Origin of the sequence: Spirillospora sp. NPDC048824 (genome assembly GCF_043198455.1) — a bacterium.
GTDB lineage: Bacteria > Actinomycetota > Actinomycetes > Streptosporangiales > Streptosporangiaceae > Spirillospora.
Map to the genome: position 1 here is coordinate 55,361 of NZ_JBICUS010000025.1, position 24,044 is coordinate 79,404.

22 protein-coding genes and 2 tRNA genes are annotated in these 24,044 nt (G+C 71.2%); 17 read left to right on the forward strand and 7 right to left on the reverse strand.

The genetic code is table 11. The annotated features are described in order from the left end of the window. The first annotated feature begins 57 nt into the window (after window positions 1-57). The 9 genes from ACGFIS_RS33740 (at window position 58) to ACGFIS_RS33780 (ending at window position 13,149) form a co-directional block, all read left to right on the forward strand. A complete protein-coding gene (locus tag ACGFIS_RS33740) occupies window positions 58-1,980 on the forward strand; it encodes a TIGR03960 family B12-binding radical SAM protein (protein ID WP_392906032.1) in 1,923 nt (640 codons plus the stop codon). A 204-nt stretch (window positions 1,981-2,184) separates the two neighbouring features. After that, window positions 2,185-3,045: a TIGR03936 family radical SAM-associated protein gene (locus tag ACGFIS_RS33745; protein WP_392906031.1), complete on the forward strand. Its 861-nt coding sequence runs from the start codon at window positions 2,185-2,187 to the stop codon at window positions 3,043-3,045. A 202-nt stretch (window positions 3,046-3,247) separates the two neighbouring features. Beyond that, entirely contained in the window at window positions 3,248-6,430 is a 3,183-nt protein-coding gene (locus ACGFIS_RS33750; RefSeq protein ID WP_392973661.1) for an Rne/Rng family ribonuclease, read from the forward strand. A 344-nt stretch (window positions 6,431-6,774) separates the two neighbouring features. Next, a complete protein-coding gene (gene rplU / locus ACGFIS_RS33755) occupies window positions 6,775-7,089 on the forward strand; it encodes a 50S ribosomal protein L21 (protein ID WP_392906028.1) in 315 nt (104 codons plus the stop codon). 12 nt (window positions 7,090-7,101) lie between these two features. Next, window positions 7,102-7,359 carry a 50S ribosomal protein L27 gene (gene rpmA / locus ACGFIS_RS33760; RefSeq protein ID WP_131894964.1) on the forward strand — a complete coding sequence of 86 codons (258 nt, stop codon included), beginning with the start codon at window positions 7,102-7,104 and terminating at the stop codon, window positions 7,357-7,359. 80 nt (window positions 7,360-7,439) lie between these two features. After that, window positions 7,440-8,837 (forward strand): GTPase ObgE, encoded by a 1,398-nt coding sequence (gene obgE / locus ACGFIS_RS33765; RefSeq protein ID WP_392906027.1) that lies wholly within the window; start codon window positions 7,440-7,442, stop codon window positions 8,835-8,837. Window positions 8,838-8,859: 22 nt separating this feature from the next. Continuing rightward, window positions 8,860-9,975, forward strand: a complete 1,116-nt coding sequence (proB, locus tag ACGFIS_RS33770; protein ID WP_392906026.1) for a glutamate 5-kinase — start codon at window positions 8,860-8,862, stop codon at window positions 9,973-9,975. A 73-nt stretch (window positions 9,976-10,048) separates the two neighbouring features. Beyond that, window positions 10,049-11,311 (forward strand): glutamate-5-semialdehyde dehydrogenase, encoded by a 1,263-nt coding sequence (locus tag ACGFIS_RS33775; protein WP_392906024.1) that lies wholly within the window; start codon window positions 10,049-10,051, stop codon window positions 11,309-11,311. A gap of 83 nt (window positions 11,312-11,394) precedes the next feature. Next, entirely contained in the window at window positions 11,395-13,149 is a 1,755-nt protein-coding gene (locus tag ACGFIS_RS33780; RefSeq protein ID WP_392906022.1) for a TIGR03767 family metallophosphoesterase, read from the forward strand. Between the two features lie 81 nt (window positions 13,150-13,230). Here ACGFIS_RS33780 and ACGFIS_RS33785 read toward each other — a convergent pair whose 3' ends face one another. Further along, window positions 13,231-14,265, reverse strand: coding sequence for a M48 family metallopeptidase (locus tag ACGFIS_RS33785; RefSeq protein ID WP_392906021.1), 1,035 nt, complete (start codon window positions 14,263-14,265; stop codon window positions 13,231-13,233). 92 nt (window positions 14,266-14,357) lie between these two features. Between ACGFIS_RS33785 and ACGFIS_RS33790 the strand changes: the two genes are divergently transcribed. The 7 genes from ACGFIS_RS33790 (at window position 14,358) to ACGFIS_RS33820 (ending at window position 18,505) form a co-directional block, all read left to right on the forward strand. After that, on the forward strand, window positions 14,358-15,644 hold the full coding sequence (locus ACGFIS_RS33790; RefSeq protein ID WP_392973663.1) for a phenylacetate--CoA ligase family protein: 1,287 nt from the start codon (window positions 14,358-14,360) through the stop codon (window positions 15,642-15,644). 102 nt (window positions 15,645-15,746) lie between these two features. Then, entirely contained in the window at window positions 15,747-16,352 is a 606-nt protein-coding gene (gene nadD / locus ACGFIS_RS33795; RefSeq protein ID WP_392906017.1) for a nicotinate-nucleotide adenylyltransferase, read from the forward strand. Window positions 16,353-16,485: 133 nt separating this feature from the next. Next, window positions 16,486-16,899 carry a ribosome silencing factor gene (gene rsfS / locus ACGFIS_RS33800; protein ID WP_392906015.1) on the forward strand — a complete coding sequence of 138 codons (414 nt, stop codon included), beginning with the start codon at window positions 16,486-16,488 and terminating at the stop codon, window positions 16,897-16,899. Beyond that, window positions 16,892-17,554 (forward strand): histidine phosphatase family protein, encoded by a 663-nt coding sequence (locus ACGFIS_RS33805; RefSeq protein WP_392906013.1) that lies wholly within the window; start codon window positions 16,892-16,894, stop codon window positions 17,552-17,554. Before rsfS ends, ACGFIS_RS33805 begins: the two co-directional genes overlap by 8 nt. Before the next feature lie 78 nt (window positions 17,555-17,632). Next, window positions 17,633-17,705: transfer RNA gene (locus ACGFIS_RS33810), tRNA-Ala, on the forward strand. Window positions 17,706-17,881: 176 nt separating this feature from the next. Continuing rightward, on the forward strand, window positions 17,882-18,346 hold the full coding sequence (locus ACGFIS_RS33815) for a hypothetical protein (protein ID WP_392906012.1): 465 nt from the start codon (window positions 17,882-17,884) through the stop codon (window positions 18,344-18,346). A gap of 86 nt (window positions 18,347-18,432) precedes the next feature. After that, window positions 18,433-18,505, forward strand: a tRNA-Ala gene (locus ACGFIS_RS33820). 70 nt (window positions 18,506-18,575) lie between these two features. On the opposite strand, the gene ACGFIS_RS33825 is transcribed toward ACGFIS_RS33820, so the two are convergent. The 6 genes from ACGFIS_RS33825 to ACGFIS_RS33850 form a co-directional block, all read right to left on the reverse strand. After that, window positions 18,576-19,139: a dihydrofolate reductase family protein gene (locus ACGFIS_RS33825; protein WP_392906010.1), complete on the reverse strand. Its 564-nt coding sequence runs from the start codon at window positions 19,137-19,139 to the stop codon at window positions 18,576-18,578. 1 nt (window position 19,140) lies between these two features. After that, complete coding sequence (locus ACGFIS_RS33830; RefSeq protein ID WP_392973665.1) at window positions 19,141-19,959, reverse strand: alpha/beta fold hydrolase; 819 nt, start codon at window positions 19,957-19,959, stop codon at window positions 19,141-19,143. A gap of 54 nt (window positions 19,960-20,013) precedes the next feature. Then, complete coding sequence (locus tag ACGFIS_RS33835) at window positions 20,014-20,736, reverse strand: helix-turn-helix domain-containing protein (protein ID WP_392906008.1); 723 nt, start codon at window positions 20,734-20,736, stop codon at window positions 20,014-20,016. An 88-nt stretch (window positions 20,737-20,824) separates the two neighbouring features. Next, complete coding sequence (locus ACGFIS_RS33840; RefSeq protein ID WP_392906007.1) at window positions 20,825-21,925, reverse strand: Vms1/Ankzf1 family peptidyl-tRNA hydrolase; 1,101 nt, start codon at window positions 21,923-21,925, stop codon at window positions 20,825-20,827. Between the two features lie 56 nt (window positions 21,926-21,981). Next, window positions 21,982-22,491, reverse strand: a complete 510-nt coding sequence (locus ACGFIS_RS33845) for a DUF1360 domain-containing protein (RefSeq protein ID WP_392973667.1) — start codon at window positions 22,489-22,491, stop codon at window positions 21,982-21,984. 155 nt (window positions 22,492-22,646) lie between these two features. After that, complete coding sequence (locus ACGFIS_RS33850) at window positions 22,647-22,904, reverse strand: Rho termination factor (RefSeq protein WP_392906004.1); 258 nt, start codon at window positions 22,902-22,904, stop codon at window positions 22,647-22,649. A gap of 63 nt (window positions 22,905-22,967) precedes the next feature. Between ACGFIS_RS33850 and ACGFIS_RS33855 the strand changes: the two genes are divergently transcribed. Continuing rightward, the gene (locus ACGFIS_RS33855) at window positions 22,968-23,456 is read left to right on the forward strand and encodes a hypothetical protein (RefSeq protein ID WP_392973669.1); all 489 of its coding nucleotides are present in this window, start codon (window positions 22,968-22,970) and stop codon (window positions 23,454-23,456) included. Window positions 23,457-24,044: the final 588 nt, after the last annotated feature.

The window sequence follows — 24,044 nt, forward strand, 5'->3', positions numbered from 1 at the left end:
ACTGAGCGGCGGTAGGCTGGACGTTTGTCCCACGTTTCCTGCACGGAGGGTTCCGTCATGCCGGTCGAGTCGCTCTTCCCACGCCTGGAGCCGCTGCTCCCGAGCGTGCAGAAGCCGATTCAGTACGTTGGCGGCGAGCTGAACTCCCAGCTCAAGAACTGGGACGAGGCCGAGGTCCGGTGGGCGCTGATGTACCCGGACGCCTACGAGGTCGGGCTGCCCAACCAGGGCGTCCAGATCCTTTACGAGATCCTGAACGAGCGCGACGGCGTGCTGGCCGAGCGGACGTACTCGGTGTGGCCCGACATGGAGGCCGTCATGCGCGACAACGGCATCCCGCAGTTCACCGTGGACGCCCATCGCCCGGTCGCCGCGTTCGACGTGTTCGGCGTGTCGTTCTCCACCGAACTCGGCTACACGAACCTGCTGACGGCGCTCGACCTCGCGGGCATCCCGCTGGACGCCGCCGACCGCACCGACGACCATCCGATCGTCATCGCGGGCGGGCACGCCGCGTTCAACCCCGAGCCGATCGCCGGCTTCGTCGACGCCGCCGTCCTCGGCGACGGCGAGGAGATCGCGCTCGGCATCACCGAGGTCGTCCGCGAGTGGAAGGCCGAGGGCGGGCCCGGCGGCCGCGACGAGCTGCTGCTGCGCCTCGCCGCGTCCGGCGGCGTGTACGTCCCGCGCTTCTACGACGTCACCTACCTGCCGGACGGCCGTATCCAGCGGGTCGCGCCGAACCGTCCCGGCGTCCCGTGGCGGATCGAGAAGCACACCGTCATGGACCTCGACCAGTGGCCCTACCCGAAGAAGCCGCTGGTCCCGCTCGCCGAGACCGTCCACGAGCGCTACAGCGTGGAGATCTTCCGCGGCTGCACCCGCGGCTGCCGGTTCTGCCAGGCCGGGATGATCACCCGCCCGGTCCGGGAGCGGTCGATCACCACGATCGGGAACATGGTCGAGGAGGGCCTGAAGGAGTCCGGCTTCGAGGAGGTCGGGCTGCTCAGCCTGTCCAGCGCCGACCACAGCGAGATCGGCGACGTCGCCAAGGGCCTCGCCGACCGGTACGAGGGCACCAACACCTCGCTGTCGCTGCCGTCGACCCGCGTGGACGCCTTCAACATCACGCTCGCCAACGAGTTCTCCCGGGGCGGGCGGCGCTCCGGGCTGACGTTCGCGCCGGAGGGCGGCTCCGAGCGGATGCGCAAGGTGATCAACAAGATGGTCACCGAGGACGACCTGATCCGCACCGTCACCACCGCCTACGAGAACGGGTGGCGGCAGGTCAAGCTGTACTTCATGTGCGGGCTGCCCACCGAGGAGGACGAGGACGTCCTCGCGATCGCCGATATGGCCAAGCGGGTCATCCGGGCCGGGCGCGAGGCCACCGGCCGCAAGGACATCCGCTGCACCGTGTCCATCGGCGGGTTCGTGCCCAAGCCGCACACCCCGTTCCAGTGGGCCGCGCAGTGCGACCACGAGACCGTCGACCGCCGCCTGCACGCCCTCAAGGACGCCCTGCGCGGCGACAAGGAGTACGGCCGCGCCATCGGCCTGCGCTACCACGACGGGCAGCCGTCGATCATCGAGGGCCTGCTGTCGCGCGGCGACCGCCGCGTCGGCGAGATCATCCGCGCCGTGTGGGAGGACGGCGGCCGCTTCGACGGCTGGAGCGAGCACTTCTCCTACGAGCGCTGGACGGCCTGCGCCGAGAGGGTCCTCGCCGACGGGCCCGTCGACCTCGCCTGGTACACCGTCCGCGAGCGCGACGAGGTCGAGGTCCTGCCGTGGGACCACCTCGACGCCGGGCTCGACCGCGAGTGGCTCTGGCAGGACTGGCAGGACGCCGTCGACGAGACCGAGGTCGAGGACTGCCGCTGGACGCCCTGCTACGACTGCGGCGTCTGCCCCACGATGGGCACCGAGATCCAGATAGGCCCCACCGGGAAGAAGCTGCTGCCGCTGTCGGTCGTCTGACCGTCCCGGCGGCCCCTTCCGGGCGGTTCGCGCCCCGCCCGGGTGCCCGGATGCCCGGAATCGGTCGCGCGGACCCCCTGAGCTGCGGGGGTCAGAGCCGTGAAGGGGCGGCCGGGGGACAAACGATGCCCGGCGACCCGTACTCTGTAGGGAGACCTTTATTTCGACTCGCCACGAGTAGGAAGGACCAGAACCCTGGCACCCATGCCGGAGGGTCCGGCGCCGGCCCCCGTGACCCAGCGACTGCGCGTCCGCTACGCCAAGCGGGGCAGGCTGCGGTTCACGAGCCATCGCGACATTTCCCGGGCCGTGGAACGCGCCGTCAGGCGTGCCGGGATCCCTGTCGCGTTCAGCGGCGGATTCACCCCCCACCCGAAGATCTCGTACGCGGGTGCGGCGGCGACAGGGGTGGCCAGTGAGGCCGAGTACCTCGAAATCGGGCTCACCGACACCTGCGACCCTGCGCGGGTGCGGGCCGATCTCGACGCGGCCCTGCCCCCCGGGCTCGACATCGTCGATGTCGTGCCGGTAAGGGCGGGAAGCGGCGGCGACGCGCAGCCGAGACCGAGCGCGTTCGCCGATCGGCTCCAGGCGTCCGAATGGCGGATCAGGCTGGACGGCGTGTCATCCGACGATGCCGCCGCCGCCGTGGCCGCCTTCATGGCCGCCGGGAGCATCGAGGTCGAGCGCCTCACGAAGAAGGGGCGACGCCGTTTCGACGTGCGCGCTGCCGTGTCCTCCTGTGAGCTGGACCGGCGCGCCGCGCAGGCGGCGGATGCCCCTTGTGCCATACTTCGAATGGTTGTTCGGCATTCCACACCGGCCGTACGACCCGACGACATCCTCACCGGACTGCGCCAGGTCGCCGACCTAGCGCCGCCGTCACCCCCACTGGTGACCAGGCTGGCGCAGGGGCCCCTCGACGCGGACACCGGTGGCCTCGCGGATCCCCTGGATCCCGACCGGGTGACCGGCCTGCCGTCCGGCGACGATGCCGAGACGGCCGGCGGCCCGCAGCGGCCGCAGCCCGGGGACGCCGCGAGCGCGGATGCCGTCAGCGCCTGACCGTGGGACCGAAGCCGTGGCAGCACGGAACCGGTCCCGCAGGGTACGGCCGGCGCACCCCCGACGACTTCGTCGTCATGACCGGACACCGTCCGGCCAGGACGGCACCGACTGACGAGAGCTCTCGTGCGGCGCACCGCACCGATCCGCCACCGGCGGAGCGAAGCGGACGCGCCCGGGAGCCTGACGGGAGATTGCCCGCATGCGTGAGAACGAAGCCGATTCGGCCACGGCCGAAGGCACCGAGAACGAGAACGCCGACTACGAGAACGCCGAAACGGAGGAGACCGGCACCGGGAACGCGGACGCGGTGAGTTCGCGCCCGCGCCGCGCGAGCCGTCCGGCGGGCCCGCCGCCCGACGTGGACGACACCCCCGCCCAGCCCCCCGCCGACACCCCCGCCGCCGCGGAGGCGCAGCCGCCGGCGCCCGCCGAGGCCCCCGCCGAGGCCGCGCCCGCCGACGATGCCGAGCCGCCGAAGAAGACCACCCGGGCCCGTACCCGCACCCGGAGCGGGAAGGCCGCCGAGACGTCCGAGCCCGTCCCGATGACCGGCGCCGAGACCTCTCCCGGCACCGAGACCTCTCCCGGCACCGGGGACGAGCCCGCGCCCGCCGCCGAGGCGGACCAGCCCGCCGACGAGCCCCGGGCGCCCCGCACCCGGACCCGCCGGCGTTCCGCGGCCGCGGCGGAAGCGCCGGCCGTGCCCGCCGTCCCGTCCGTCCCGTCGGTCCCGTCCGTTCCGGAGGTTCCCTCCGTTCCGGCCGCCGGGGCTGGGACGCCCGCCGACCAGGTGTCGGAGATCGAGCCCGCCAGCGGTGTCGGCGTCCCCGGCGTGACGTTCCAGCCGCCGATGGTCGTGTTCCAGCCGCCGCAGCCGAAGGCCGAGCCGCCGGCCCGTCCCAAGGACGAGCCGAAGCGCCCCGCCGAGCCCGCCGACGTCGACGACGTCGACGAGGAGTCCGGCGAGCCGCCGTCCGACGAGGACGACTCCGATGACCGGCCGTCCCGCCGGCGCCGCCGCCGGGGCGGACGCGGCCGGGGCAGGGCCGGCAAGGACGGCGCCGAGGACGAGCTGCCGGCCGAGGAGGCCGAGGAGCCCAAGGACGAGCAGCCCGCCAAGAAGGACCGGCCCAAGAAGGAACGGGTCGCCAAGAGCAAGGAGAAGGACAAGGAGAAGGACAAGGAGCCCAAGGCCGAGGAGGCCGAGCAGGAGGGCGGCTCCGGCGACGAGGGCGACGACGAGTCCGGCACGAGCCGCCGCCGTCGCCGCCGCAGGCGCCGGTCCGGGACCGACGGCGACGGCGGGAACGGCACGGACGACCCGCCGAACACCGTCGTGCACGTCCGCTCCACCCGTGCCGCCGAGGCCCGCCCGGTCGAGGACGAGGTCCAGTCCGTCCGCGGTTCGACCCGGCTGGAGGCCAAGAAGCAGCGCCGCCGGGAGGGCCGCGAGCAGGGCCGCCGCCGCCCGCCGGTGATCACCGAGGCGGAGTTCCTGGCGCGCCGCGAGTCCGTCGAGCGGGTCATGGTGGTCCGGCAGGAGGGCGAGCGCACCCAGATCGCCGTTCTGGAGGACGGCGTGCTCGTCGAGCACTACGTCAACCGCGCCACCCACCAGTCGTACGTGGGCAACGTCTACCTCGGCAAGGTCCAGAACGTGCTCCCGTCGATGGAGGCGGCGTTCGTCGACATCGGCAAGGGCCGCAACGCCGTCCTGTACGCGGGCGAGGTCAACTGGGACGCGTCCGGACTGGAGGGCCAGCCGCGCCGCATCGAGTCGGCGCTGAAGTCGGGCCAGTCGGTGCTCGTCCAGGTCACCAAGGACCCCCTCGGCCACAAGGGCGCCCGCCTCACCAGCCAGGTCTCGCTGCCCGGCCGCTATCTCGTGTACGTGCCGGACGGCTCGATGACGGGTATCAGCCGCAAGCTCCCCGACAAGGAGCGCAGCCGCCTCAAGTCGATCCTGAAGAGGGTCATGCCGGAGAACGCGGGCGTGATCGTGCGGACCGCCGCGGAGGGCGCCACCGAGGAGGAGCTCTCGCGGGACGTGTCGCGCCTCGCCGCCCAGTGGGACAGCATCCAGAAGAAGGTGAAGACGGCCTCCGCGCCCTCCCTTCTCTACGGTGAGCCCGATCTGACGATCCGGGTCGTCCGCGACATCTTCAACGAGGACTTCACCAAGCTCGTCGTGTCCGGCTCCGAAGCCTGGGACACGATCTCCGAGTACGTCGAGTATGTCGCGCCGCATCTCGCCGACCGCGTCGAGCGCTGGACCGGCGGCCAGGACGCGCTGTCGGCGTTCCGCATCGACGAGCAGATCGCCAAGGCGCTGGACCGCAAGGTGTGGCTGCCGTCGGGCGGTTCGCTGGTGATCGACCGCACCGAGGCGATGACGGTCGTCGACGTCAACACCGGCAAGTTCACCGGGCAGGGCGGCAACCTGGAGGAGACCGTCACCCGCAACAACCTGGAGGCGGCCGAGGAGATCGTCCGCCAGCTCCGGCTCCGCGACATCGGCGGCATCGTCGTGATCGACTTCATCGACATGGTGCTGGAGAACAACCGGGACCTGGTGCTGCGCCGCCTCGTGGAGTGCCTGTCGCGGGACCGCACCAAGCACCAGGTCGCCGAGGTCACCTCGCTGGGCCTGGTGCAGATGACCCGCAAGCGCGTCGGCCAGGGGCTGCTGGACGCGTTCTCGGAGACCTGCGAGTCCTGCAACGGCCGCGGTATCCACGTCCACCTGAGCCCCGTCGAGCCGAAGGCGGACAAGGCGGCCGCCAAGGACAACGGCCGCCGCCGCAAGCGCAAGGGCGAGGTCGAGAAGGCCGTCGAGGAGAAGCTGTCCCGGCACGAGACCACGCGCGCCGAGCCCGCCAAGCCGGTCGAGCCCGCCTGGCCGGCCGAGCCCGAGGAGCCCGAGGCGCCGGTCGTCCCGGTCGCCGCGGCGCCCGCCGCCGAGCCCGCGGAGACCATGCCGGAGGCCTTGCCGGAGCCCGTGCGTACGCGGCCGAGAAGGTCGGGGCCGGCCAAGCGTCCGGCGGGCCCGCCGCCCGAGATCGACACAGACGAGTCCCCGGCGCAGGCCGCGCTGGAGGCGGCCGAGGCCGCCGACGAGGCCGACGAGGCGCCCCCGGGCGTGCTGGAGTCCCTGGATTCCACGGAGCCGGTCACGGCCGCCGCGAACGGCACCGACCTGTCCGGCACCGACCTGAACGGAACGGACCCGAACGGCACGGAGCCGGGGACCCCTGGCCTGAACGGCACCGAGGCGACCGAGGCGACCGAGCCCAACGGCTCCACGTCCCAGCCGGACACCGAGGGGGAGCCGGCCGCTCACCGCGGCGCCACCGCCCAGCCCGCCGAAGCCGAAGCGGAATAGCCGAAGAGGGTGTCGGCCCCGGCAGGTGTCAATCCCTGCCGGGGCCGGGGCCCGCCGCCAAGGGCGCCGCGATGAAGACTCCATTCGCGTTCCGCTCGGGGCATCCGGTATCCTTGGCCTTCGGCGCGTCGTGGGCGCGTCATCCGAACCTGCACCGCGACCCCCGTCCGGGGGGCGTTCGGTGTTCACCTCACCCATCCGGTGGGGCCAAGCAGAGAGCGCCGGGGTCTCCCTGGTGTGCCGCCCTCGGCCCGGTGCCGGGGGTAGGCCCCCACACGGGGGCTGGTAAGCCACGCGCGGGACCGGTTCAGTCCGGAAGCGCGCGCAGACGAAGGGTTTCCGCGGTGTACGCGATTGTCCGCGCAGGCGGCAGGCAAGAGAAGGTCGCCGTCGACGACGTGCTGACCGTCGACAAGCTGGCCGGCGAGATCGGCTCGACCGTCACGTTCCCGGCCGTGCTGGTCGTGGACGGCGACGACGTCGTCAGCAAGTCGGCCGACCTCGCGCGCTACGAGGTGACCGCCGAGATCCTCGGCGCGGTCAAGGGCCCGAAGATCAAGATCATGCACTACCGGAACAAGACCGGATACAAGCGGCGGATGGGTCACCGTCAGCCCTACACCGAGGTCAAGATCACCGGTATCAAGGCCGGGAAGTAAGGGAGCGGTCAGATGGCACACAAGAAGGGCGCATCGTCCAGCCGTAACGGTCGCGACTCCAACGCCCAGCGCCTCGGCGTGAAGCGGTTCGGCGGCCAGGTCGTCAACGCCGGCGAGATCATCGTCCGGCAGCGCGGCACCCACTTCCACCCCGGCCCCGGTGTGGGCCGCGGCGGCGACGACACCCTGTTCGCGCTGGTCGCGGGTGCGGTGCAGTTCCGCCGTTACCGTGGCCGCAACGCAGTGAGCATCGTTCCTCCGGCGGAATAGTCCGCCTGGGGCCAGAACGTTTTCAAAGGGGCGGACCGTTCTCGGTCCGCCCCTTTGCCATTTCACCGAGGAGAGTCACCGTGGCCGCTGGAGCGGGATCGGGCGCGCAGTTCGTCGACCGGGTGGTACTGCACGTCGCCGCGGGCAACGGCGGGAACGGCTGCGCCTCGGTCCACCGGGAGAAGTTCAAGCCGCTCGGCGGCCCGGACGGCGCGAACGGCGGCCGGGGCGGCGACGTCGTCCTCGTCGTCGACTCGAACGCCGCGAGCCTCCTGGAGTACCACCGGCGCCCGCACCGCAAGGCGGGCAACGGCCGCCCGGGGCAGGGCGGCCACCGGACGGGCGCGGACGGCGGCGACGTGGTCCTGCCCGTCCCGGACGGCACCGTCGTGAAGGCGGGTGAGGAGGTCCTGGCCGACCTGGTCGGCGAAGGGACCCGCTTCGTGGTGGCGCGGGGCGGCAGCGGCGGGCTCGGGAACGCGGCGCTGGCGTCCGCCAAGCGCAAGGCCCCCGGGTTCGCGCTGCTCGGTGAGCAGGGGGACGCGCGGGACGTCGTCCTGGAACTCAAGAGCGTCGCCGACGTCGCGCTCGTCGGCTTCCCCAGCGCGGGCAAGTCCTCGCTGATCGCCGCGCTGTCGGCCGCCAAGCCGAAGATCGCCGCCTACCCGTTCACGACGCTGATCCCCAACCTCGGCGTGGTGAGCGCGGGCGACACGACGTTCACGGTCGCGGACGTGCCGGGCCTGATCGAGGGCGCCAGCGAGGGCCGGGGCCTCGGCCTGGATTTCCTCCGCCACATCGAGCGCTCGTCCACCCTCGCGCACGTGCTCGACTGCGCCACGATGGAACCGGGACGCGACCCCGTCAGCGACTTCGAGGTCATCGAACGCGAACTCCAGGCCTACGACCGGGTCCTCGGCGACCGGCCGTTGTCGGACCGTCCCCGCATCGTCGTGCTGAACAAGGTGGACGTGCCGGACGGCCGCGACCTCGCCGACATGGTCAGGCCCGAGTTCGAGGCGCGCGGGCTGAAGGTCTTCGAGGTGTCGGCGGCGACGCACGAGGGGCTGCGGGAACTGTCGTTCGCGATGGCGGCGATGGTGAGCGAATACCGCGCCTCGCTGCCGCCCGCGGAGCCGACCCGCATCGTCATCCGCCCCGAGCCGGTCGGCGGCGGCACCGAGTTCGAGGTGAAGGACCTCGGTGACAACACGTACCTGATCACCGGTTCGAAGCCGGTGCGGTGGCTGCGGCAGACGGACTTCGCCAACGAGGAGGCCGTCGGCTATCTCGGCGACCGTCTCGCGAGGCTCGGCGTGGAGGACGCGCTCGCGAACGCCGGCGCGTCGCCCGGCGCCACGGTCCTGATCGGCACGGTCGACGACTCGATCGTCTTCGACTGGGAGCCCGAGGTCCCGGCCGGCGACGGCGTCCCCGGCCCCCGTGGCACGGACCGGCGCCTCGGCGGACATCGCTAGACCCACTGGAGGAGAGAGGTCCATGAGCGAGCGCGAGGCGGTCGCGAAGGCCCGGCGGATCGTGGTGAAGGCGGGGTCGTCGTCGCTCACCACGCCGGAGGGCGCGATCGACGCGGGCCGCATCGACGCGCTGGTGGACGTGCTGGCCGCCCGCCGCGCGGACGGCACCGAGATCGTCTTCGTCTCGTCCGGCGCGATCGCCGCCGGGCTCGGGCCGCTGGGGCTGACCCGCCGCCCCCGGGACCTCGCGACCCAGCAGGCGGCGGCGAGCGTCGGGCAGGGCCTGCTGTTCGCCCGCTACACCGCGTCGTTCACCCGGTACGCGCTGACGGTCGGGCAGGTGCTGCTGACCGCCGACGACATGATGCGCCGCTCGCATCACCGCAACGCGCAGCGCACGCTCGCGCAGCTCCTTGCCCTCGGCATCCTGCCGATCGTGAACGAGAACGACACCGTCGCCACCGACGAGATCCGGTTCGGCGACAACGACCGCCTCGCCGCGCTCGTCGCGCACCTGACCCGCGCGGACGCGCTGATCCTCCTGTCGGACGTGGACGCCCTCTACACCGGCGACCCGCGCCGGCCCGGCGCCCGCCGCGTCGGCGACGTCCGCGGGCCGGACGACCTGAAGGACGTCGAGCTCGGCCGTTCGGGACGCGTCGGCACCGGCGGAATGGTCACCAAGGTCGAGGCGGCCCGGATCGCGGGCATCCCGGTGGTGCTGACGAACGCCGCGTCGGCCGCGCAGGCGCTCGCCGGCGATCAGGTCGGGACCCTGTTCCACCCGGCCGAGGGACGCCGCATGTCGACGCGGAACCTGTGGCTCGCTCATGCCACCACCGGCCAGGGGCGCGTCATGCTGGACCCCGGCGCGGTCGAGGCGGTCGTGCGGCGCCGCACGTCGCTGCTCCCCGCCGGTGTCACGGGCGTGGACGGCGACTTCGCCGCGGGCGACCCCGTCGACCTGTGCGACACCGCCGGTCACGTCGTCGCGCGCGGCCTGGTGAACTACGACGCGTCCGAGATCCCCGAGCTGATGGGACGCTCGACGCGCTGGCTGGCGAGGGAACTGGGCGCCGGGTACGAACGCGAAATAATCCACAGAGACCACCTGGTGGTCCTGACCGACGAACGTTGAGTCGCGGCGTGCCGCCGTTCCACGCGCACGCATGACGACGACACGCCGTAAGTGGACGAGAGAGGGACGTGCGATGAGCGAGGCGGAGCGCGAGGAGTTCCTGCGGGTGGCGGGGCGCGGCAGGGAGGCCGCGGCCGTGCTGGCGCCGCTGCCGCGTGCGGTGAAGGACGCGGCGCTGCACCGGATCGCGGACGCGCTGGTCACCGCCGCGCCGGAGATCGTCAAGGCGAACGAGGGCGATGTCGCGCGGGCCCGTGAGAACGGCACCTCCGAGTACATGATCGACCGGCTGAGCCTGTCGGGGGAGCGGATCGCCGCGATCGCCGAGGCCGTCCGGCAGGTCGCCGCGCTGCCGGACCCGGTGGGGGAGTCGCTGCGCGGGAGCGTGCTGCCGAACGGGCTGGAGCTGCGGCAGGTGCGGGTGCCGCTCGGCGTCGTCGGGATGATCTACGAGGGCCGGCCGAACGTGACCGTGGACGCCGCCGCGTTGTGCCTGAAGAGCGGGAACGCGGCGCTGCTGCGGGGGTCGTCGTCGGCGTACGACTCGAACACGGCGCTGGTCGCGGTGATGCAGGGCGCGCTGGCCGGGACCGAGGTTCCGCCGGACGCGGTCCAGCTCGTGCCGGGCACGTCCCGCGAGTCGGTGAAGCACCTGATGCGGGCGCGCGGCCTGGTGGACGTGCTGATCCCGCGCGGCGGCGCATCACTGATCAACTCGGTGGTGGAGGAGTCGACCGTCCCGGTGATCGAGACGGGCGTGGGGAACTGCGCGGTGTACGTGGACGCCGCCGCCGACGTCGACATGGCCGTGGACGTGCTGCTGAACTCCAAGACGCAGCGTCCGTCGGTGTGCAACGCCGCAGAGACCTTCCTGGTGCACGCCGACATCGCCGACACGTTCGTCCCGCGCGCGCTTGAGGCGCTGAAGGACGCCGGGGTCACGGTGCACGGTGATGACCGCATGCGGTCGTACGGCCAGGACGTGGTGGAGGCGACCGAGGACGACTGGCGCGCCGAGTACCTCTCGCTCGACATCGCCGGACGCGTCGTGGACTCCCTTGAGGACGCCGTCGCCCACATCCGCCGGTACGGCTCGGGCCACACCGAGTCGATCGTCACGACGTCCCAGCCCGCCGCGAAGCGTTTCGTCGCCCTGGTCGACTCGGCGGCCGTGATGGTGAACGCCTCGACGCGTTTCACCGACGGCGAGGAGTTCGGTTTCGGCGCGGAGATCGGCATCTCGACGCAGAAGCTGCACGCCCGCGGCCCGATGGGGCTTCCGGAGCTGACGTCCACCAAGTACGTGGTGACCGGTGAGGGCCATCTGCGCGGCTGACACCTTGCCCGACACGACGCGGAGCAAGTTGTGACATTTTTGCCATTGATGTCACGTTGTGGGGTGTGGTCTGATTCACGATTGTGACTCGTGAGTACAGCCGCCGCCGTGTCCTGAAGGGCGCCGCCCTCGGCGCCGGGATCGCCACCACCGGACTGACCGCGTTCCCGGCGCGTCCCGCCGCCGCGGCCGCCCCCGCGCTGCGCGGCCCCGCCGCCGGAACCACCATCGACCGGACGTACGTGCTCGGCGCCGCGGGCGCGGGCGGGTACCGTCCCGTGATCACCGGGCCGGGCGAGCCGCACCTGCTGCGCCGCGACCTCGGCGGCACCGCCGCCGCGCGGCGCGCCGCCACCCGCCGCGGCGTCCTGGCCTTCGGGCATCTCACCGACGTGCACGTTCTCGACGCGCAGTCCCCGGCCCGCGTCGAGTTCATCGACCGCTTCAGGGACGTCATCAGCGGGTTCCCCGAGGGCGGGTACCGTCCGCAGGAGATCCTGTCGACCCACGTCGGCGAGGCGATGGTGCAGGCGGTGAACAGGGTCGGGCGCGGACCGGCGACCGGCCTGAACCTGGCGTTCACCATCAACACCGGCGACACCACCGACAACGCCCAGTACAACGAGGTCCGCTGGATCATCGACCTGCTGGACGGCGAGCGCGTCAGCCCCGACTCCGGCGACCCGAACCGGTACGAGGGCGTCATGGACTGGGCGTCCTACGACCGCGCGTACTGGCATCCCGAGGGGCCGCCGCCCGGCGCCGAGACCGACGTCGCGATCGCCAAGTACGGCTTCCCCCGCGTGAAGGGCCTGATCGACGCCGCTCGCAGGCCGTTCCAGGCGACCGGGCTGAACTCGCCGTGGTACGCCGTGTTCGGCAACCACGACGGCCTCATCCAGGGCAACCTGCCGGTCAACCCGCTCATCTCGGGCCTCGCCACCGGCGGCATCAAGATCGGTGCCCCGGCGGACAGCGGCCAGGCCGAGCGCCTCGCCCGCATGGTCAGCGAGGGCGACGCCGCCGAACTCGTCCGCCTCAGCCGCGAGCAGGGCGCCGCCGGCGGCCTGTTCCGTCCCGTCACGCCCGACTGGAACCGGCGGATGCTGTCGCGCGGCGAGGTCGTCGCCGAGCACTTCAAGACGAGCAAGCCGCTGCGCGGGCACGGCTTCACGTGGGCCAACCTCCGCGACGGGACGGCCTACTACGCGTTCGACAAGGGCATCGTGCGCGGCCTCGTCCTCGACACCGTCAACCAGAACGGCTACTCCGAGGGTTCGCTCGACAAGGCGCAGTTCGCGTGGCTGGAGTCGCAACTGAAGGCGGGCAGCAGCCGCTACTTCGCCGCGGACGGCTCGGTCGTCAGGCACGCCGCGAAGGATCGCCTGTTCGTCCTGTTCAGCCACCACCCCATCAGTTCCATGGAGAACGGCCTCGGCGGCGACCGCGTCCTCGGCGACGAGGTCAAGGCGCTCCTGCTGCGCCACCCGAACGTGATCCTGTGGGTGAACGGCCACACGCACCGCAACGAGGTCATCCCGCACGCCCGCCAGGGCGGCGGGGGTTTCTGGGAGGTGAACACGGCCGCGCACATCGACTTCCCGCAGCAGAGCCGCATCGTCGAACTCGCCGACAACGGCGACGGCACACTGTCGATCTTCGCGACGATCCTGGACTCGGCGGGCCCGGCGTCCTACGGCGGCCGCCTCACCGACCCGGTCCGGCTCGCGTCGCTGTCCCGCGAGCTGGCGGGCAACGACTGGCAGGACCGCGACTCGAACCGCCGCGGCGAGGCCGCCGACCGCAACGTCGAGCTCCTCGTCCCCGCACCGTTCTAGGGACGGTCCGCCACGTCCGGCCGGCCGGGGACGCGGAAGGGCCGCCGCGTCCGTGTCGCGACGGCCCTCGGCCGAACGGTCTCAGCCGCGGTCCGTCGGCCCGTTGTCCCGGCGGGCGAAGCGGTCGAACAGCCCGCCGGCCGCGCCCGCCGCCGCGTCCGCCATGTCGCGGACCTTGCCCACGAACGGGTCCGCCGTCCGCTCCCACGACTCCCGATAGGACCTGGCGGCCTCCTTGACCCCGTCGCTGACCGACGCGTCTCCGTCGCCGTCGCGGCGCAGGTAGTCCCCGGCGAGGATCCGCTCGTACTCGCCGCTGTGCGCCCACCGGTCGATCTCGGCGAACCGGATCACCGCGAACGGATGCGACTGCCCGAGCAGGTTCAGGAACTTCAGGATGCCGTCCCGCACATCGCCGGCCGCGTCGTACTCGCGGGCCTGCTGCAGGAACGCCTCGGTGCTCATCTCGCTGAGCTTGACGCCTCCGGCGAGCTTCATGTTCACCCGCTTCGCCGCGTCCAGGTCCTGGCCGACCAGCAGGCCCGCCCGGTCCGACGACAGCTCCGCCTTCCGGAACCACTCCCGCAGCCCGATGATGATCGCCGCGATGCCGATGTTGCCGAGCGGCAGCCACGCGAGCCGCGACCCGAGCTGCAGCAGGATCTGCATCATCGTCTGGTACACGACGTGCCCGGACAGGATGTGCCCGACCTCGTGCCCGACGACGAAGCGCAGCTCCTCGTCGTCCAGCAGGTCGATCAGCCCGGTGTTCAGCACGATGAAAGGGTGGTCGGAGCCGAGCGCCATCGCGTTCGGCGTCGGGTCCTGCCGGACGTACAGCTCCGGTACCTCCGGCATGTCGAGGACGTAGGACGCGTCCCGCACCATGTCGTAGATGTGGCGGAACTGGTCCTCGCCCACGCGCACCGTCCCGCCGAGGAACATCAGCCTCAGCGACCGCTCGTTGATGAGTCCCGACATCTTGCGCAGCACGACATCGAAACCGGACAGCGAGCGCAGCGCCACCAGCGCCGATCGGTCAGCCGGGTGTTCGTAAGCCCGGGAACTGATCCCCGGGAACCGCGTACGTGCTCGATCCGGTGTGTTCTCCGTCATGTCTGGCATGGTAGTTCCGACGAACCACCGCGCCACAGGGTTCCCCGCCGGGGGACCCCCGTCCGGCTCTGGCCCCGCCCGGGAGGCGACCCATGTTCGACCCGAAAGCCGAGGCGATGTCCCCGGACGAGCGCGCCGCGCTGCAGCGGCACCGCCTGTGGGGGCTGGTCGACCGGCTGCTCGCGGCGGGCGGCGTGCAGGGGCGGCGGCTCAAGGACGCCGGTGTCGCCGGCGGCTCCGACGTGACGCTCGCCGGGCTCCGGGACCTCCCGTTCACCACCAAGCAGGACCTGTGGGACAACTACCCGTTCGGGATGCTCGCCGTCCCGCGCGACCAGGTCGCCGCCGTGCACGGCTCCAGCGGCACACGGGGACGCCCGACGCTGGTCGCCTACACCAAGGCCGACCTCGACCTGTGGGCGGCGATGTGCGCGCGTTCACTGTCGTGCGCGGGCGCCTCGCCGGGCAGCATCGTCCACAACGCCTACGGCTACGGGCTGTTCACCGGCGGGATCGGGATCCACCAGGGGGCCGTGGCGCTCGGCGCGACCGTCGTGCCGATGTCGGGAGGGATGACCGACCGGCAGGTCCGGATGCTCACCGACCTCCGGGCGGACGTCCTGACCTGCACACCCGCCTACGCACTCCGTCTCGGGGAGGCCCTCGCCGAGGCGGGCGCCGAACCGCACGCGCTGAAGGCCGGGCTGTTCGGGGCCGAGCCGTGGTCGGAGGAACTGCGCACCGCCATCGAACAGGTCCTGCCGATCAAGGCGATGGACATCTACGGGCTCTCGGAGGTCATCGGGCCCGGCGTCGCCACCGAATGCCTGGAGCAGAACGGACTGCACGTCAACGAGGACCACTTCATCGTCGAGGCCGTCGACCCCGAGACGGGCGACCCGGTCGAGGACGGCACACCCGGCGAACTGGTGTTCACGACGCCGACCAAGCAGGCGCTGCCCCTGCTGCGCTACCGGACGGGCGACATCGCGTCCCTGGACCGCGGCGAATGCAACTGCGGGCGGACCCTGGTCCGGATGAGCAAGGTCCTCGGCCGCGCCGACGACATGATCGTCGTGCGGGGCGTCAACGTGTATCCGAGCGAGGTCGAGCGCGTCCTGCTCGGATCGGGGCTCGTCCGGCCGCACTACCAGCTCGTCGTCGACCGCCGCGCGCCGGCCGTCCGCCTCCTCGTCGCCTGCGAGGCGCTGTCGGGCGACCCGAGGGACGAGCTCATCCGCGGCCTCCACCAGTCGCTCGGGCTGACCGCCGAGGTGTTCGTCCTGCCGGAGGGCACCGTGCCGCGGGTCGAGGTCGGCAAGGCCGTCCGCGTCGTCTCCTGGGAGGACGGCCGGCCGCCGCTGCCCGGCCTGGCCTGACCGCGCCTGCCCGGCCCGCCTCCCGCCTGGCCCCGGCTCCGGCCTGGCCCGACTCCCGCCCGGACGTTACGGGCCACGGCCCCGCTGGCTATTCTCGTCGTCATGACGCAAAAGCGGCGGCTGGGGATCATGGGCGGCACGTTCGACCCGATCCACCACGGCCACCTCGTGGCCGCGAGCGAGGTGGCGCACTTCTACTCGCTCGACGAGGTCGTCTTCGTGCCCACCGGCCTGTCCTCCCACAAGGAGGACCGCAGGATCACCGCCGCGGAGGACCGGTACCTCATGGCCGTGATCGCGACCGCGTCCAACCCCCGCTTCTCCGTCAGCCGCGTCGACATCGACCGCCCCGGCCCCACCTACACCGTCGACACGCTCCGCGACATGCGCGAGATCCAGGGCCCGGACGCCGACCTGTTCTTCATCACCGGCGCCGACGCGCTGGAGAAGATGCTGACCTGGCACGACACCGACGAACTGTTCGAACTGGCGCACTTCGTCGGCGTCACCCGCCCCGGCCACCGGCTCGCCGACCCCGGCCTCCCGAACGGCGGGGTGTCCCTCATGGAGGTCCCCGCGCTTTCGATCTCGTCCACCGAATGCCGCGACCGCGTCCGCTCCGGCGAACCCATCTGGTACCTGGTCCCGGACGGGATCGTCCAGTACATCAACAAGCGCGACCTCTACCGCGTCGCCCCGGGGGAATGACCCGCCGCATACCCTGGAAAGGGCAGGGCCGCATCAGCATCGCGGTCGAACAGCGACAAAGAGGTCAGTGAACCGCCGCGCATGAGAAGGTGTTAGCGGAGACGACCCCTACAGGGAGGATCGCGAGCGCATCGTGACCGCATCCGAGAGGGCGGCGCAGCTCGTCCGGATCGCCGCCGAGGCGGCGGGCGACAAGCTGGCCGACGACATTCTTGCCTACGACGTGAGCGAGCAGCTCGTCATCACCGACGCGTTCGTGCTCTGCTCGGCCCCCAGCGACCGCCAGGTCCGCGCCATCGTCGACGAAGTCGAGCGGCGCCTCCGCGAAGAGGGCGACGCCAAGCCCGTCCGCCGCGAAGGCGAGCGCGAAGGCCGCTGGGTGCTGCTGGACTACGCGGACATCATCGTGCACATCCAGCACGAAGAAGACCGCATGTTCTACGCCCTCGAACGGCTCTGGAAAGACTGCCCCCTCCTCGACCTGCCCGAAAGCGTCACCGCCCACCAGAACCACCGGACCCGCGCCGTCGGGAGCCCGAGTGAGTGACGCACGCCCCAGCCGGGAACCCGGCAGGCGGCGGCTCGTGCTCTGGCGGCACGGCCAGACCGCCTGGAACGTCGAACGCCGCTTCCAGGGCAAGACCGACATCCCGCTCGACGAGACCGGTGTACAGCAGGCCCGGCGCGCCGCCCGGCTCCTCGCCGGGCTCCGCCCCACCGCCCTGCTCGCGTCCCCCCTCCGCCGGGCCGCCGACACCGCCCAGGCCCTCGCCGACATCACCGGGCTCCCCGTCCGCCACGACAGGGACCTCATCGAACGCGACGGCGGCGCCTGGGAGGGCCTCACCGCCCGCGAGATCCGGGAACGCTACCCGGCGGAACACGCCGCCTGGCAGCCCCCCGGCGGTGAGACCAGCGCCCAGGTGGCCAAACGCGTCGGCGCCGCCCTGGAACGCGCGCTGGACGACCTGCCGCCCACCGGCCAGCTCGTCGTCGCCTCCCACGGCGCCGCGCTGCGCCTCGGCATGTCCCACCTCCTGCGCCTCCCCGAAGAGACATGGGAACGCCTCGGGGGCCTGTCCAACTGCTGCTGGTCCGTCATCACCGAAATGCGCGACGGCGGCTGGCGCCTCGCCGAACACAACGCCGGCACCCTCCCCGAGCCCGTCCTCAGCGACGACCGCCCCGACGCCGGAACCTGAGCCGGAAACGATTCGAGACCAGCCTCCCCCGTCCGATACACTGGCGGGGCGCTGCGGGATGAACGTCCACGCAGCGGCGGGGCTATGGCGCAGTTGGTAGCGCGCCTCCATGGCATGGAGGAGGTCTGGGGTTCGAATCCCCATAGCTCCACAGACGAGTCGGGAGTGGCGTGGCCGCGGAGAACGCGGGCACGCCACTCCTTCTTCATGTTGGCTCTAAAAGGTTGGCCATGGTCGCGGCTACCTTTCGTCCGGCCGCGCTTCGGAATGTCGATCATGCGGGAACAGCCACCTGTGGCGATGCATGATCGAGATGAGGGCTGACTGATGAGAAGCCGGATTTCCGGACGGCTGCTGCCCGCCGCGCTGGCCGCGGCGACCGTCACCGCGATCGCCGCGCCCGCGACGGCCCAGGAGGCGCCGCCACCGGCCGAAGAGACCTACAGCGAAGGGGAATGCGCCGAGGCGCTCAAGGTCCTGTCGTACTTCAAACTGCTCCCGGACCAGCCCGACATCGGGCGAGCCCTCTGCTCGATGAACGCCGAGAAGCAGGAGGAGACGCCGCAGGACGCGATGCAGCAGGACCAGGCGCAGGATGACGCGGCGCAGCAGGAGGACGCGGCGCAGGAGCAGACCACGGACGAGCTCAGCAGCACCTACACCACCGACACCGGCCAGACCGTCAAGGAGAACAAGCTCCTCGGCATCCCGGTCGAGTGGCCCAAAAGCCTCACGGTCCATGTGCCGACGGTCAACGACCAGTGGCACTCCTATACAGCGACACAGGGCTGACGCGTTCTCACGGGCCGCGGAGGAACGCCCCTCCGCGGCCCGTGTCCGAAACGCTCCCGGCGTGCACTAAGCTTTTCCTCGACCGAGGGGCTATGGCGCAGTTGGTAGCGCGCCTCCATGGCATGGAGGAGGTCTGGGGTTCGAATCCCCATAGCTCCACCTGAGTTGAGAAGTCGAACGTGCCTCGCCTGAGCGGCGGGGCGGTTCTCGTTCCGGCCCGGCCCGGTCGTCACCCAGAGCGCTGGTAGATGGTGACGAGTACGCCATCGCCGTACGTCGTGGCCTCGGTCAGTTTCCACACGGTCTTGTCGGAGGTCTTGGTCCACAGCGTCTGGCCGTGGCCGAGGATGACGGGGAACGACATGAGGTGGATCTCGTCCACCAGGTCGTGTGCGAGCAGCCCCTGGGCGAGCTGGATGCTCCCGGCCACGGATATCTCGCCGTCGACCCGGCGTTTGAGCCGGGACACCTCGTCGGCCAGGTCACCGGAGAGCACGGTCGTGTTGTTCCACTTCGGTTCGGTCAGCGTGCTGGAGAGGACGTACTTCGGCATGCTGTTGTACTTGTCGGCGAGTTCGCCCTCGTACTGCGGCCAGGCTTCGGCGAATCCCTCGTAGGTCTTGCGTCCGAGCAGCAGCGCGTCGGCCGCGAGCGATTCGTCCTCCTTGAACTTCTCGGCGTCGGGTCCGCGGTCGAAGTCGAAGCTCCAGTTCGGGTACTTGAAATCCTCTCCGCCGGGCGCCTCCACGACGCCGTCGAGGGAGATGAACTCGGTCAGCACGATCTTTCCCATGTCAGGACTCCTTGATGAACTCGCGCAGCGCGGCGGCGAGCACGTCGGGTGTGGTGCTGTGGTTCTCGCCCGGCACGGGCTTGAGGGTCGCCGTCGGCAGGTGCTCGGCGAGGGCCCGCGTGCCCGTGGCGATGAACGGCCAGGTGTCGTTGCCGTGCATGGCGAGGATGGGAACGTCGATCCGGTTCCAGAGGTCGGCGCGCAATGGCTTGCCGGACATGGTGTCGCCGACGTTCCGGCCGTCGTAGGCGATCGTGGGGGCGATCGCCTCGAGCCCGGACCACATGTCGGCGTCCTCGCGCATGCCGTCGACGAGCTCCTCCGGCAGGCCGACGGTGGCGGTCATGAACAGGGCGACGGCGTCGCCGGGGCGGCCGTCGGCGACGGCGGCGTCGAGCCGCTCGACGTAGTCGGCCGGCAGTGGCGGACGGGAGTCGTCGACGATGACGGGCGGTTCGAACAGCGCGAGGCGCGCGACCGGGACGCCGGCCTGCGCGGCGTTGAGTGCGAGCAGCCCGCCGGAGGACCAGCCGAACACCGTCGCCGGACGGCCGCCGCCGGCCTGCTCGATGATCGCGGTGAGGTCCTCGAACTCGCGCTCGACCGCGTAGGGCCGGGTGTCGCCGCTCTCGCCCCGCCCGCGGCGGTCGTAGTTGATCACGAGGAACTCGCCGGCGAGCAGCTCGGCCGTCTGCGAGTTCTCGGGAGTGGTGGCGCGGTACGCGGTCGCGCCGTCGATGATGATGATCGGGTCGCCGCCGCCCCACGCCGTGTAGGCGATGGTGGTGCCGTCGGCCGATGTGACAAGTCCGCTGGTCACGTGAGGGCCTTCCTGGTCGGTCTCACGCGGTGTCGATCACCGCGTGAGACCACGTTAGGAAGGCTCCGGATCCTCGGTCTTGTACAGGAGCGACATCGGGTCGCCGGCCTCGTCGCGCCGCCGCAGCTGCGTCGCGGTGCGGCCGATGAACCGTTGCAGCGCCTTCGCGAGGTGCGGCTGGTCGTAGTAGCCGAGCCGGTGCACCACCTCGAGCGGCGCGATTCCCTCACCGAGCAGCATCGCGGCTTCCCTGGCGCGTTCGATCTGCCGTATCGCGCCCTGCGTGAGCCCGGTCGCGGACGACACCCGCCGCTGGACCGACCGTGTTCCCACCTTGGCGATTCCGCCCCACACGACCTCGTCCACGAGCGGATCACGGGTGAGCACCCCGGCGTGCACGAGCTTCTGGACGAACTGCTCCGCGTCGTCCATGCGGGGGATCTCCCACTCCTCGCCGCGCAGGACGAACGTGCGTTCAGTCACGTGCGGGCTTTCGATGCCGCCGTCGACGAGCCCCGCCATCGGCAGGTGCGGCATCGACGTGCCGTGCGCGAACGTGATCCCGAACGACTCCGAGTCACCGGTGATCTCCGCGCTGGACACGGTCGTCTCCGGCCCGCGGACCGCCGCGTGGACGACGCCTCCGTCCTCCCAGAAGACCAGCTCCCAGGTCGACGTCGCGACCGAGGTCATGATCCCGGCGCCCGAGGTGCGCCCGCGCCACACACGTGCCACGTAGGGCGAGTCCGAACCGCGGTGCTCGCTCTCGATGGACATACCGGAAGCCTACCGACCGGCGGACGCCGATCGATGCCCTTGAGGTTCGGGACGCACCGCCCCCACTTCCTTCGCCGCCCGGGGCTCGTCAGGCCGTGTAGCGGAGCACGGCACCCACGTGAAGGTTCGGTGCGGGGCCGTCGGACGGCAGGACGACCAGTTCACCGTCGGTCGCCGCCACCGCTCTGACCAGGGCGGCGTCCGCCCGCTCCTCGCGGGGGTCGGCCACGCCGAACTCGTCGCGGAGCTCGTCGGCGGTGGTGGCGATCTGTGCGGGGTCCGGGCCGACCCAGAGGCGGGCGGTGGAATCCGGGTCCTCGTCCAGGAGGAGCGTCTCGACGCGGCCCTGCCTTGCGGCCTCGGCGGTGGCGGGCAGGCCCGCGACGGCACGCTGGCCGTTGGCGAGTTCACGGTCGAAACGTTCGGCGACGGTCATGATGCGCTCGGTCGTCTTCAGCTTCAGGATGCGGCGAAGCTCGGCGTCCAGGTCAGGGTCGTCGACGGTGGTGTTCTTGTCGGACTCGACGGTGTGCTCCAAGACGTGCTCGGAGACCTCCTCCAGCACAAAGGTGCGGGCACGGGTGTCACCGGCGATCACGATGGCCTCCGCGCCGCAGCTGTCGGCGACGCGGTCGATCTCGTGGGCGACCTTCTTGGCGTTGATCATCCAGACGTTCTCGGACGAGCGCTGGAACCGGGACTGGTTCCAGTCGCCCGCCTTCGTCTTGCGGATGGGGTAGTCCTCATCGCCCTCGACGTCGATGTGCCGGTGCTTCCCGTCCGCGGTGACGCAGTCGATCGCGCCGCCGCGGCGGTCGACGACGGCCACCATGTGCGGGAACCTCTCGCCGCGTTCGGCCAGGTAGGGCAGGACGTCCGGGAGTGGGGCGAGGGTCGCGCGGGGCGTCCGGGGCGCGCCGGGGAACCGCTCGCTGTGCACCACCTCGCCGTTCGCCGCGAAGATCACCATGGTCCCGGAGCGGCGGTCCAGCATCTCCTCGTCGATGGTCTGCTCGATCGCGCGGAGCATGTCCTGCGGGGCGTTCTGGGCCTCCAGGTCCGCGCGCAGCGCCCGCCACCGCAGTTCCACGGCCTTGGGCGCGTCCTCGGTGGTCCGGGTGAGGTCCGCGTAGACGGACGCGTAGGGCCCCGGATGTTGGTACAGCGACTTGAGGAATGACAGATCCATGAGGTTGGCCGTACCCGTCCTATCTGGGACAAACGTAAAGGATGTGACGTCTGTGATCAGCCCTTGGCGGACTGCTGGAGCCGCGCGTAGGCGTGCTGCAGCCAGTCCGAACCCGCGACCGCCGTCATCGTGGCGCCGGCGAGCCGCGTGGCGTGCGGGGCGAACACGAGGCCCGCCGTGTAGGCCGTCGCGACCCACTGGGCCGTGCAGAACGGGCAGGTGATCAGCTCCCCGACGGCGTGCCTGATGCCCCGCCCGCGCACATCCTCCGCCACCTCGGCCGGCCCGGACGTCCCGGAGTAGCGGGTGAACGGGGCGCGCAACGGGCTCGTCACCGGATCCTTCGCGATCAGCCGGGACAGCTTGTGCGTCGTGACGGTCATCAGTGCCAGGTCGGAGAGCCCTATGGACGGGGTCTGGTCGCGCAACCGGCGGCCCGCCAGCACCATCGCCGCCGTGGTCAGCCCGTAGACGGCGAGAGTGCCGAGGTACGAACCGAGCGGACGATCCGCATCGCCGGCGTACTCGTCCTTCTGCCTGCGCGCGGTGTCGACGACCGTACTCATGTCTTCTCCATTTCCGGCGGGACGAGCAGGTGCAACTCGCCGCCCTCGGGACCGGCGAGGACCGGAACCGCCCGGCCGTCGTCACGAGCGGCCCGCGAACCAGAGCCCGCGAGCCGCTCGGGATCGGAGCGGGCCCGGACGAGGACGGGTCCGGTTCAGTGGTTGCGCAGCGCGTCCACCAGTTGCGACTTGTTCATCGAGGACCGTCCCTCGATGCCGATCTCGCGGGCCCGCTTCATGAGCTCGTCCTTCGTCCAGTCGCTGTAAGGGGGGTTCTTGCCGCCCTTGCGGCCGACCTTCTTCATCCCCTGGCCCGCCGACGCGTTCGCGATCCGCGCTGCCTTCTCCTTGCTTTCGCCCCGATCGCGGAGCTTCTGGTACGTCTTCTCGTCCTTGATCTGTGATCTAGGCATACCGGACGTTTACCCGACACACCCGTTCCACACATCAAAACAATGGCGCCGGAAAGGGGACTTGTGCGCGCCAGCATCCTGGCCCCCTCGACGTTCGGCACGCCGCCGCCCGCCCCGGCGAGGCCGCGGGCCGGCGGCCGCGCCCCCTGCGCGCCCTGCGTCCTGCGTCCTGCGCGCATCGACGTCCGGTACCGCCTGCTGGATGCGGTCCACGCCTATGTGGGGGAGCGGCAGGAGCAGGCGGGCGAGACCCGGCGTGTCCGGGACACCCACGCCGCCCACCTGGTCGAACTCGCCGAACGCTCTGAGCCGGAGCGGCGGCGCCGCGACCAGCTGCGCTGGGCCGAGCGGGTCGCCGCCGAGCGCGGCAACATCACGGTCGCGTTCCGGCATGTGATCGAGACCGGCCACGCCCGGACGGGGTTGCGGCTCGTCGCGGCCCTGGTGTGGTTCTGGATGCTGCGCGACATGGAGACCGAGGCGGCGGCTGGGCGGTCCTTCGGCACGGATCACTTCATCCATCGAGCTGTCCTTCACATGTCGTGGATGTGACGTTCTCCACCGTGGGCGACCGCGCTGACATGTCGCCTACCTCGGCCGGGCGCGGCTGACACCGCACTGACGCAGTGCTGTAGTGAATGATTGAACGCGGCGTGACCTGCGAGTTCACCGTAGGTGTCCGCGGTCGGACTTCTTGATTTGACGGACCGTCCAAGGCTGCCTAATCTCTGTCGTGCCCCAAGGGGATGCGGGACGCCGGAAGGCGGACGGCCCCGGGGGACGCCAGCAGAGGGAAACGGTTCGCAGCATGCTGCGGGCCGAGGTACTCTTGCATGGCAAGCCCAGACGGGATGCAGGACGCCGCGAGGTGGCCGGCCCGCAGGGCATCCTCTACGAAACGATCTTGACGGGTCTTCTGGTCTGTTGTTGTGTCGTTGCGTGGGGAACTTGGGGAGTCTCCGTCCGTCGAAAAGATCTTGGTTGATCGGCTTGACAGCGGCGGCGAACCGGGTAAGTTAGAAGGGTTGCCCCGGAGCTGGGGCCCGCGGAAGCGGGTTCGGCGCGGTGGGTGTCCGTTTCTTGAGAACTCAACAGCGTGTTAAAAGCCAGTGCCTTTATCGGTTCGGTCGTTATTCGGCT

Bases quoted from the DNA above. Each gene is read 5' to 3' on its own strand.
- proB (WP_392906026.1), top strand. From the start codon at position 8,860: ATGAGCGAGCGCGAGGCGGTCGCGAAGGCCCGGCGGATCGTGGTGAAG.
- ACGFIS_RS33740 (WP_392906032.1), top strand. From the start codon at position 58: ATGCCGGTCGAGTCGCTCTTCCCACGCCTGGAGCCGCTGCTCCCGAGC.
- ACGFIS_RS33825 (WP_392906010.1), bottom strand. From the start codon at position 19,139: ATGGGAAAGATCGTGCTGACCGAGTTCATCTCCCTCGACGGCGTCGTG.
- nadD (WP_392906017.1), top strand. From the start codon at position 15,747: ATGACGCAAAAGCGGCGGCTGGGGATCATGGGCGGCACGTTCGACCCG.
- ACGFIS_RS33750 (WP_392973661.1), top strand. From the start codon at position 3,248: ATGCGTGAGAACGAAGCCGATTCGGCCACGGCCGAAGGCACCGAGAAC.
- ACGFIS_RS33845 (WP_392973667.1), bottom strand. From the start codon at position 22,491: ATGAGTACGGTCGTCGACACCGCGCGCAGGCAGAAGGACGAGTACGCC.
- ACGFIS_RS33850 (WP_392906004.1), bottom strand. From the start codon at position 22,904: ATGCCTAGATCACAGATCAAGGACGAGAAGACGTACCAGAAGCTCCGC.
- ACGFIS_RS33840 (WP_392906007.1), bottom strand. From the start codon at position 21,925: ATGGATCTGTCATTCCTCAAGTCGCTGTACCAACATCCGGGGCCCTAC.
- ACGFIS_RS33775 (WP_392906024.1), top strand. From the start codon at position 10,049: ATGAGCGAGGCGGAGCGCGAGGAGTTCCTGCGGGTGGCGGGGCGCGGC.
- ACGFIS_RS33835 (WP_392906008.1), bottom strand. From the start codon at position 20,736: ATGTCCATCGAGAGCGAGCACCGCGGTTCGGACTCGCCCTACGTGGCA.
- ACGFIS_RS33790 (WP_392973663.1), top strand. From the start codon at position 14,358: ATGTTCGACCCGAAAGCCGAGGCGATGTCCCCGGACGAGCGCGCCGCG.
- rpmA (WP_131894964.1), top strand. From the start codon at position 7,102: ATGGCACACAAGAAGGGCGCATCGTCCAGCCGTAACGGTCGCGACTCC.
- ACGFIS_RS33785 (WP_392906021.1), bottom strand. From the start codon at position 14,265: ATGACGGAGAACACACCGGATCGAGCACGTACGCGGTTCCCGGGGATC.
- ACGFIS_RS33745 (WP_392906031.1), top strand. From the start codon at position 2,185: ATGCCGGAGGGTCCGGCGCCGGCCCCCGTGACCCAGCGACTGCGCGTC.
- ACGFIS_RS33815 (WP_392906012.1), top strand. From the start codon at position 17,882: ATGAGAAGCCGGATTTCCGGACGGCTGCTGCCCGCCGCGCTGGCCGCG.